At 75.4% G+C, this 4,107-nt stretch carries 4 protein-coding genes; 2 read left to right on the top strand and 2 right to left on the bottom strand.

The features are described from left to right. Positions 1–53: 53 nt before the first annotated feature. Positions 54–941: a putative RNA methyltransferase gene (locus ACSIH6_RS39055; RefSeq protein ID WP_435113881.1), complete on the top strand. Its 888-nt coding sequence runs from the start codon at positions 54–56 to the stop codon at positions 939–941. 72 nt (positions 942–1,013) lie between these two features. Further along, positions 1,014–2,894, top strand: a complete 1,881-nt coding sequence (gene treZ, locus ACSIH6_RS39050) for a malto-oligosyltrehalose trehalohydrolase (protein WP_435113879.1) — start codon at positions 1,014–1,016, stop codon at positions 2,892–2,894. Between the two features lie 87 nt (positions 2,895–2,981). Here treZ and ACSIH6_RS39045 read toward each other — a convergent pair whose 3' ends face one another. Together ACSIH6_RS39045 and ACSIH6_RS39040 are read right to left on the bottom strand one after the other, a co-directional pair. Then, positions 2,982–3,431: a hypothetical protein gene (locus ACSIH6_RS39045; protein ID WP_435113877.1), complete on the bottom strand. Its 450-nt coding sequence runs from the start codon at positions 3,429–3,431 to the stop codon at positions 2,982–2,984. 91 nt (positions 3,432–3,522) lie between these two features. Beyond that, on the bottom strand, positions 3,523–4,107 hold a 585-nt coding region (locus tag ACSIH6_RS39040; protein WP_435113875.1), incomplete at its 5' end, for an rRNA adenine N-6-methyltransferase family protein.

Below are 4,107 nucleotides of genomic sequence, written 5' to 3'. Positions count from 1 at the left end.
GGGTCGTCGCAACCCCCCGGCCTCTCCGGAGCGCGGGTAGGCTTGCCGCGATCATGGCGCGCACGAACACCCCACACACCACCGGCCCCCGACTCCGCATGCCCGCGGCCGTCGCGGCGGCCCTGGCCTGCCCCTCCTGCGGGCGCGGGCTCGACCAGGGCGAACGCGGGCTCTCCTGCGGCGCCGGGCACAGCTTCAACGTGGCGCGGGAGGGGTACGCGAGCCTGCTCACCGGGGCCACGCCGCCCGGGACGGGCGACAGCCGGGAGATGGTCGCCGACCGCCTCCGGTTCCAGGAGGCGGGGCACCACGACCCGATCTCCGCCGCGCTGGCCGCCGCCCTGGCCCGCGAGCTCACCGCGCCCGCGCCGCTGGTCGCCGACATCGGCGGCGGGACCGGGCACCACCTGACCCGCGTGCTGGAGGCCCTGCCCGAAGCCGTGGGGCTGACCGCCGACGCCTCCAAGTTCGCCGCCCGCAGGGCGGCCAGGGCGCACGAGCGCGGCGGCGCCGTGACCGCCGACGCCTGGCGGGGCCTGCCGCTGCGCGACGGCTCCGCGGACGCCCTGCTCAACGTGTTCGCGCCGCGCAACGCCGCCGAGTTCCACCGCGTCCTGCGTGCCGACGGTGTGTTGCTGGTCCTCGCCCCCGCCGCCGACCACCTCGCCGAACTGCGCGGGCCGCTGGGCCTGCTGGAGGTGGACCCGCGCAAGGACGAGCGCCTCGCCGACTCGTTGCACGGGCACTTCGCCCCCGCCGGGACCGAGGACCTGCGCTTCACCATGGACCTGGACCACGCCGACGCCGCGACCGTCGTCGGCATGGGGCCCAGCGCCCGCCACGTCGGCGCCGAGGACCTGCGCGCCCGCATCGCCGCCCTGCCCGAGCCGACGGCCGTCACGGCGTCGGTGCGCCTGCACGCCTACCGCCCGCGCCGCTGAGCGAAACGGGCGGGTCGGGGCAACACCGACAGCCGCGGGTGACGGACGCGGGAGCCGGGTAGACCACCCTCCGTGAGCGAAGCCCAGACCACCCCGACCACGTCCGACGCCCTCGCCGCCCCCGCCGTTCCGGGGGTCGGCGTCCGCGGCGACTTCGCCGTGTGGGCGCCCCACCGCGAACGCGTCCGCCTGCGCCTGTACGGCACGGCGGAGCGCGGTGGCACAGTAGAGCGCGACGGCACAGTGGAGCGCGACGTCGCCATGCGGCTCGACGACGACGGCTGGTGGCGCGTCCGGGTCGAGGAAGCCGGGCCCGGCACCGAGTACGCCTACCTCCTGGACGACGACCCCCAGCCCCTGCCCGACCCCCGCTCACTCCACCAGCCCCACGGCGTCCACGGACCCAGCCGCGTCCACGACCACGCCGCCTTCGCCTGGACCGACGCCGCCTGGACCGGACGCCCCCTCGCGGGCGCCGTCGTCTACGAACTCCACGTGGGCACCTTCACCCCCCAGGGCACCTTCGCCGCCGTCGCCGACCGCCTCGACCACCTGGTCGGCCTCGGCGTCACCCACGTCGAACTCCTGCCGGTCAACGCCTTCGACGGCACCCACGGCTGGGGCTACGACGGGGTCCTGTGGGCGGCCGTCCACGACCCCTACGGCGGCCCCGACGCCCTCAAGACCCTCGTCGACGCCTGCCACCGCCGCGGCCTGGCCGTCCTGCTGGACGTGGTCTACAACCACCTCGGCCCCTCGGGCGCCTACATGCCCCGCTTCGGCCCCTACTTCTCCGGTGAGAACGCCTGGGGTCCCTCCCTCAACCTGGACGGGCCCGACTCCGACCCGGTCCGCCGCACGGTCCTGGACAACGCCCTGGACTGGCTGCGCCACTACCACCTGGACGGACTGCGCCTGGACGCCGTGCACGCCCTGCGCGACGACCGCGCCACCCCGCTGCTGGCCGAACTCGCCGAGGAGGTCGACGCCCTCGCCGCCGCCCTGGGCCGACCGCTGTCCCTCGTCGCCGAGTCCGACCGCAACGACCCCCGCACCGTCCTGCCCTGCGAGGCGGGCGGCCTGGGCATGACCGCCCAGTGGTCCGACGACCTCCACCACGCCCTGCACGTCGCCCTCACCGGGGAGACCCACGGCTACTACGCCGACTTCGCCGACCCCGGGGCGCTGCCCGCCGCGCTCACCCGCGTGTTCTGGCACGCGGGCACCCGATCCAGCTTCCGCGGACGCACCCACGGCGCGCCCGTGGACACCGCGCGCGTCCCCGGCAGCCGCTTCCTGGCCTACCTGAGCACCCACGACCAGATCGGCAACCGGGCGCGGGGCGACCGCATGGGCGAACACCTCTCCCCGGGCCTGCTCGCCTGCGGCGCCGCACTGGTGCTCTGCTCCCCCTACACCCCCATGATCTTCATGGGGGAGGAGTGGGCGGCCACCACGCCCTGGCCGTTCTTCGCCTCCTTCACCGACCCCGACCTGGTCAGGGGTGTGCGCGAGGGCCGCCGTCGCGAGTTCGCCGCCCTGGGGTGGGCCGAGGAGGAGGTCCCCGACCCCATGGACCCGGCCACCCGCGACGGCGCGGTCCTGGACTGGTCCCAGCCCGGACGCGAACCGCACGGGCTGGTCCTGGACACCTACCGGGCGCTCATCGCCCTGCGGCGCGTGGAGCCGGAGCTGTCCGACCCGCGCCTGGACCGCTTCGCGGTCGAGGTCAGCGGCGGCGGACGCCAGCTCGTCCTGGTCCGGGGAAGCCTGCGGGTGGTGTGCAACCTGGACGCCGACGGCGCCGGGGTGGAGCTGGACGCGGCCCCGCGCGAACTCCTGCTCGCCAACGGTGAGCCCAAGACCGGGGGGACCACCGTCACCGTGCCCGGGGAGTGCTTCGCCGTCCTGCGCGTGTCCTGTCCTTCCACAGTGAAGGCGCTCCCGGCTTGACTGGCTAAGCCAGTCACTTCCCTGCCGACGTGTGCCACATTTCGCAGTGGCCCGATAGCCAAGGGTCACGGGGTCGGACAGGACCTGTCAGGATGTTGAGCCTTCGGGGCTGCCCGGGCAATGAAGCGTCAACCACCAGTGGTTCCATGCATGGTCTGCTGGATCCTCCCGCCTCAGGCCGACGAGCGTGACACCGCCGAGGTCGAGGACTCCTACGCCGACCTCGACGACCTGCCGGTGCCGGTGGTGTGGGGCGAGGAGGACACCTGGCTGCCCCTGGACCGGGGCCGACGGCTCGCCACCGCGATCCCCGGGGCGCGGCTGCGCGTCCTGCCCGGTGAACACCATCTCCTCGCCGTCTCGGCCCCCCGCCTCGCACACGGTCTCGAACTCGCCGAAACCGAGTACCCGTCCCAGGTCCGGCACCGTGTGGGTGACGCGGTACGACTCGTCGAAGGCCCGCGACGACTCCTGCGCCGCGCAACCGAGCACGGGCAGGACGAGGGCGAGGGACAGGGGGAGAAGAGGGGCGCGCATGCGCCCAGACTGGGCCGGAACGCACCCGCGCCGGACGCCCGTCCGCCCGACACGGACGGGCGTGCGCGTGGCGGCCGCGTGACGCGCGGCCTCAGTCCTCCAGCGCCCGGAAGACCTCCAGCCACTGCCCCGGGTCCACGTGCCCGACGGGGGTACCCGCCGCGACCTGGGCGCGGGCCAGCGCCCGGTCCACCCGCCGGGCGGGGTGGGCGCGGCGCAGCGACGCCCCCAGCGACCCGCCCGCGCCCCCGAAGCCCAGCTCCACCAGGCGCCGGTAGCCGCCCATCCGCCCCGGGTCCACCAGGGGCGTCCGGCGCCTGCGCAGCACCAGGATGCCCGAATCCACCCGCGGCACCGGCCGGAACCGCTGCCGGTCGATCCGCCCGGCCAGCGACCACGACCACTCCGGCCAGGTCAGCACGGTCAACCGGCTCCACCGACCGAACCCGCCGGTGCGCTTGCGCGCGTACTCCAGCTGGGTGACGAGCGTGGCCGAGGCCAGACCCCGCGCGTCCAGGCACCAGCGCACGATGTCCGCAGTGCGCGCGTAGGGGATGTTGCCCACCAGGTGGAACTCACCCCGCGGCGGGCGCACCCGGGTGAAGTCGGCCCGCACCACCCGCACGCCGCTCGCGGGGTCGCGGTAGCGCGCGCAGAGCCGCTCGGCCAGGCGCGG

This window comes from Nocardiopsis synnemataformans (assembly GCF_965343085.1).
GTDB classification, from domain to species: domain Bacteria; phylum Actinomycetota; class Actinomycetes; order Streptosporangiales; family Streptosporangiaceae; genus Nocardiopsis; species Nocardiopsis alborubida.
Note: the sequence above shows the minus strand (reverse complement) of the source record. Positions and strands in the feature narration are given on the sequence as shown.